Origin of the sequence: Methanobrevibacter sp., from assembly GCF_045577275.1 — an archaeon.
Lineage (GTDB): Archaea > Methanobacteriota > Methanobacteria > Methanobacteriales > Methanobacteriaceae > Methanobrevibacter.
In genome coordinates, this window is the sequence record NZ_JAZNIB010000139.1 from 1 (window position 1) to 4,261 (window position 4,261).

At 29.2% G+C, this 4,261-nt stretch carries 5 protein-coding genes, 1 tRNA gene and 1 other RNA gene; 6 read left to right on the forward strand and 1 reads right to left on the reverse strand.

The window, feature by feature from the left end:
• The first annotated feature begins 478 nt into the window (after positions 1-478).
• From ACKI67_RS04310 to ACKI67_RS04335, 6 genes are all read left to right on the forward strand, one after another.
• Positions 479-748 (forward strand): DUF749 domain-containing protein, encoded by a 270-nt coding sequence (locus ACKI67_RS04310; protein WP_407462162.1) that lies wholly within the window; start codon positions 479-481, stop codon positions 746-748.
• Positions 745-1,272 carry a DUF2096 domain-containing protein gene (locus tag ACKI67_RS04315; protein ID WP_407462164.1) on the forward strand — a complete coding sequence of 176 codons (528 nt, stop codon included), beginning with the start codon at positions 745-747 and terminating at the stop codon, positions 1,270-1,272. The genes ACKI67_RS04310 and ACKI67_RS04315 overlap by 4 nt, the downstream gene beginning before the upstream one ends.
• A gap of 119 nt (positions 1,273-1,391) precedes the next feature.
• Positions 1,392-2,111, forward strand: a complete 720-nt coding sequence (locus ACKI67_RS04320) for a metallophosphoesterase (protein ID WP_407462165.1) — start codon at positions 1,392-1,394, stop codon at positions 2,109-2,111.
• 389 nt (positions 2,112-2,500) lie between these two features.
• Positions 2,501-2,923: a CBS domain-containing protein gene (locus tag ACKI67_RS04325; protein ID WP_407462166.1), complete on the forward strand. Its 423-nt coding sequence runs from the start codon at positions 2,501-2,503 to the stop codon at positions 2,921-2,923.
• 258 nt (positions 2,924-3,181) lie between these two features.
• An RNA gene (gene ffs, locus ACKI67_RS04330) (signal recognition particle sRNA) lies at positions 3,182-3,495 on the forward strand.
• A 165-nt stretch (positions 3,496-3,660) separates the two neighbouring features.
• Positions 3,661-3,744 (forward strand) — tRNA-Ser (locus ACKI67_RS04335).
• Between the two features lie 169 nt (positions 3,745-3,913).
• Here ACKI67_RS04335 and ACKI67_RS04340 read toward each other — a convergent pair.
• The coding region (locus ACKI67_RS04340) for a transglutaminase family protein (protein WP_407462168.1) at positions 3,914-4,261 on the reverse strand (348 nt) is incomplete at its 5' end.

The following is a 4,261-nucleotide window of genomic DNA, read 5'->3' on the forward strand; positions in this document are numbered from 1 at the left end:
ACTTAGCTCAATTATACGGATTAGCTATGGGATTAAGCGCAGACGAATTAACTTTCGACGCACAATTAATCGACGCAGCTCCTGTATTAGAAAAAATTGAATAAGTAGATTATTCTACTTATCTTTTCTTTTTTTTAAAACAATTTTTTAGTTCGTATATTTACTAATAATCTACTATTTTTTGATAATATCTAAAAATAAAAATTTTTTATTTTTCAAATGAAATTTATGGTTTATGATCTGAAATTATTAGTATATTTATAAACAGATTTAATAAAATTAAATAATTATAATGAATAAAAATTATTAGTATAATAATAAACTATATTAATTACTATAACTAAAAATATATTCATATAATTTATAATAATATGAAATTATATGGTTTTGTATAAAAATTAAACTGGTTCTGCTGGTATGATTTTACTGGTAAACTAGAAATTAGTCTTATAGATTATAATTAATTAGGAGAAATAATATGTTTATTGCAATATTAGGTGGAATATTTAGATTTAAAGACCTTCCAGAAGAGTATGGTCCTTATGTTCAATTCAAAGCAGCTATTGAAGGTAGAGATGAAATTAAAGACATGGATGAAATCGCTATTTTAGACATTACAGGAACTGGCAGTCACCATGTTCTCTTTTTAGACAGATACAACAATCTTAATGAAATCAAAAAAGAGTTAAGAGAAGCAGATGCAAAAGTCAATATTACTACCTTAAAAATATTGGAAGGACATTTATGAGCACTTTGCCTATTGAACAATCTTGGCTGGTTATGGCAAACCTTTCTGCAGAATTGCATAAGAAAGGCATTCCAATTCCAAAGGAAATCAATAAGGATTTGGGTTTGGTCAAATCTCAAATTGGATTTTATAAAAAAGACCCTAGTCATCCTGATATGATCAATGAGATGGCTAAAGCGGATATGTCTTTAAATGAAATCCAAGGAATCCTATTGTCTCTTGCAGAAGCTTACGATAAGGAGTTTTATGAAGAATGGTTAGATAAGCTTCAAAGAGCAAATAGAGGAGAAGAGATTTTTAAGATTTCAGACACTCAATCCAGATTCATTCAAAATGTTCCTCCAGGATTATCCTATGCAAAAATTACTTTAAAAAATCCAATTGCAGAAGATAGAGTTCAAGAGATTGCTGAATATTATGGTCTTATAATGGAATTTGACACAGATTCAACAATTGCATTATATGGTGATAAGCCAAAGATTCAATCAGCTTTAAAGGAAATGGCTCCATTCTTCGCTGAATAAACATTTATTTTTATAAAATGAATTCTTTTTATATTTTTTTAATATATTAATATAATATATTATTTTTATTTTTTTCATAATATCATGAGGATTCTTTAAAATTATAAGGTTGTTTTATAATGAAAATTTTAGCAATTAGTGATATACACGGTAAGAAAAATCCAAAATTAATTGATTACATAAAAAAAGATGATGATATTAAGGCATTATTGATTGCAGGAGACATTACAGATTTCCACATCACTGAATTTGAACCATTAAGTTTTGTAAAACCGTTCATCGATGAAATCGTTGAAGAATGTGACGTTGATGTTTTTGCAATTCCAGGAAACTGTGACCCTGCAGGAATCTGCAATGCAATCAAGGAAAGTGGTCCTGATGAGAAACCTGCATTCTGTATGCACAATCAATTGATTGCATATGAAAATGTAGTTATTATGGGTTATGGAGGATCTAATCCTACTCCATTCAACACTCCTGGTGAAGCAGATGACGATCACATTTATCTACGTGTTTATGAACTTTTAGCTGAATATGACTATATTGGAAATGCTGATGCTAAAAGAGTGGTTATTCTACTTACTCACGCACCTCCATTTGACACTAAAGCAGATGAGCTTCCTGATGGAACTCACGTAGGAAGTCAAGGTGTTAAAAAGCCTATTCACGAATTCCAACCAGATATCAACATTTGCGGTCATATTCACGAAGCATGTTCCATTGATAAAGTGGGCAAAACCACTATCGCAAACCCTGGTATGCTTGAAATGGGTCATGCAGTCTTGATTGATATTGACGAAGAAGCAAATTACACTGTTGAAATCGTTGATTTGGAGTAAATCTACTCCAATTTTCTTATTTTTTTTATTTTTTTACTCTTTTTTCTAATTTTTCAGTTTTTACTTAATTTTAAATCTCTTTCTTTCTCATGCAATTTCATGAAATCATATTTTTTAACTAATTTAATTTCTTAATTTTTTTAAGAAAATCAAATATAAAAATTTATAAAATGTTAATAGTAAATATTATTAATAGTTAGTAACATATATATAATTTCTAAAATTTTAGCTATTTTTCATTGCTTTATTTTAGCTTTAAAATAGATTTGGGCTTATTCTATTAATAAATCAAATAAAATAGTTAAAACAATCTTTATTATTAAATATTGATTGATAATTACTAATATTTTATAGTCAATCCAATTCTCGAAACTTTGGAGGTAAATAGCATGTTAGAAAAAATTAAAGTTAAAGATTTAATGACAAAAGACGTTTATACAGTTGACTGTGAAGAGGCAACTGTTTTCGCTTTTGAAACATTAATGAAACATAAAATCAGTGCAATGCCTGTCGTCGATGAAGACGGAAAAATGGTTGGTATCGTAACTGCTACTGATTTAGGTCATAACTTGATTTTAGACAAGTATCAATACGGCACTAAAGTAAAATCAGTTATGGTTAAGGATGTAGCTACCATATCTTCAGAAGCAAGCATTAAGGATGCAATAACTGTAATGTTTGATGAAGCTCCTGGAGACAGTATCATTAACCAATTGCCTGTCGTTGATGACGGTAAACTTGTAGGCATTATATCTGATGGAGATATCATTAAATACTTTAAGAAGAATTTGATCAGCAAACTTATTGAATAAGTTTAAAAAATTCTTTTTATCTTATTTTAAATCTTTTTAAATTTCATTAAACTTCTTGTTTTATATTAATAACCCCTTTTAATACTTTTTTTAATATTTTTTATATTTTCCTTATTTTTGGATTGTTTTTTATTTTTTATCCCACTATTTTTTCCTTATTTCGCATAATCTGCTTTTTATTGTTTTTATTTTTTAAAAAAGAGTTTTTAGTTAAAATTTCTTACAACAAACTTTATATAATATTAATAAGATATATTATTATTGGCTAGACTGGAGGGTTAGGAGTCCTCTGTAAGCACAAATCTCCTTCGGTGCGGTCGAAATAGAGGAGGCGGCATTTGGATTTAATCATGGCCTGTAAGGCTGATGTCGAAGCCCCGTCCTGCAGGATCAATGGTGTCAAGGATATTACTGGAGGGTAATATTTAATTGGCTTTATTGTGGGAACGTGTCAGGCCTGGAAAGGAGCAGCTCTACCGCTGACAGCTGATGCTTGTAGAACCGCGGGGTGGAGTTAGTTTTTCAGATAACCGTGGTTGATGAATTTTGTCCACTCCTTTATGTGCCACTTAAAGAGTTTTTATTATTTATAAAAAACTGTTTAAAATCTTTTTTAATGAGTATTTAAGATAAAATAATGCTTTAGTTTTAAAAAAGAAAAAGTTTATATAATAAGTAAATATAAAATAATAATGTTGTATTTAAGCAACGAATTATATTACTTTTTTTCATTTATAGTCGGGATGGCCCAGCCTGGTACGGCGTCGGACTGCTAATCCGATGATCAATAGATCGCCGGGGTTCAAATCCCCGTCCCGGCGCTTATATTTATACTATTTTTATACTATTTTTAATAATCTAATTTTAAAAATAAATTTTAGATTTGATTTTAAAAAAATAAGAGTTTTAATTAATTATTCCTTAATAGATTTATCAAAGAAAAGAATTAATTAAAACTTAAAAATTATTTTGGAATATTATATTCGATGTCTAAAAACTTATTGAACTATACTTTCCACATAATACATAGTTCTTTGTATTCCAATTTTTTATTTTTCCAAAACTGTTTCTGGAGCTTGTAGGGTCTGCAACAACCCATTTGTTCCCAACTAGAATCTGTGTCCAGATATGTCCTGAAACATAACCTGTAGTGAATCTGCATTTGTCTCCTTTAACATATCTTGCAGGAATTCCAGCCGCTCTAGATAATGCAACCAATAAATGGCTTTGGTCAACACAATTTCCTTTTTTACTTTGAAGTGTTTTGACAGCTCCTCTTCTGGTATTTCTATACTTTTTGTATTGAATATTGTCACGTACCCAATTAAACAACTTTTT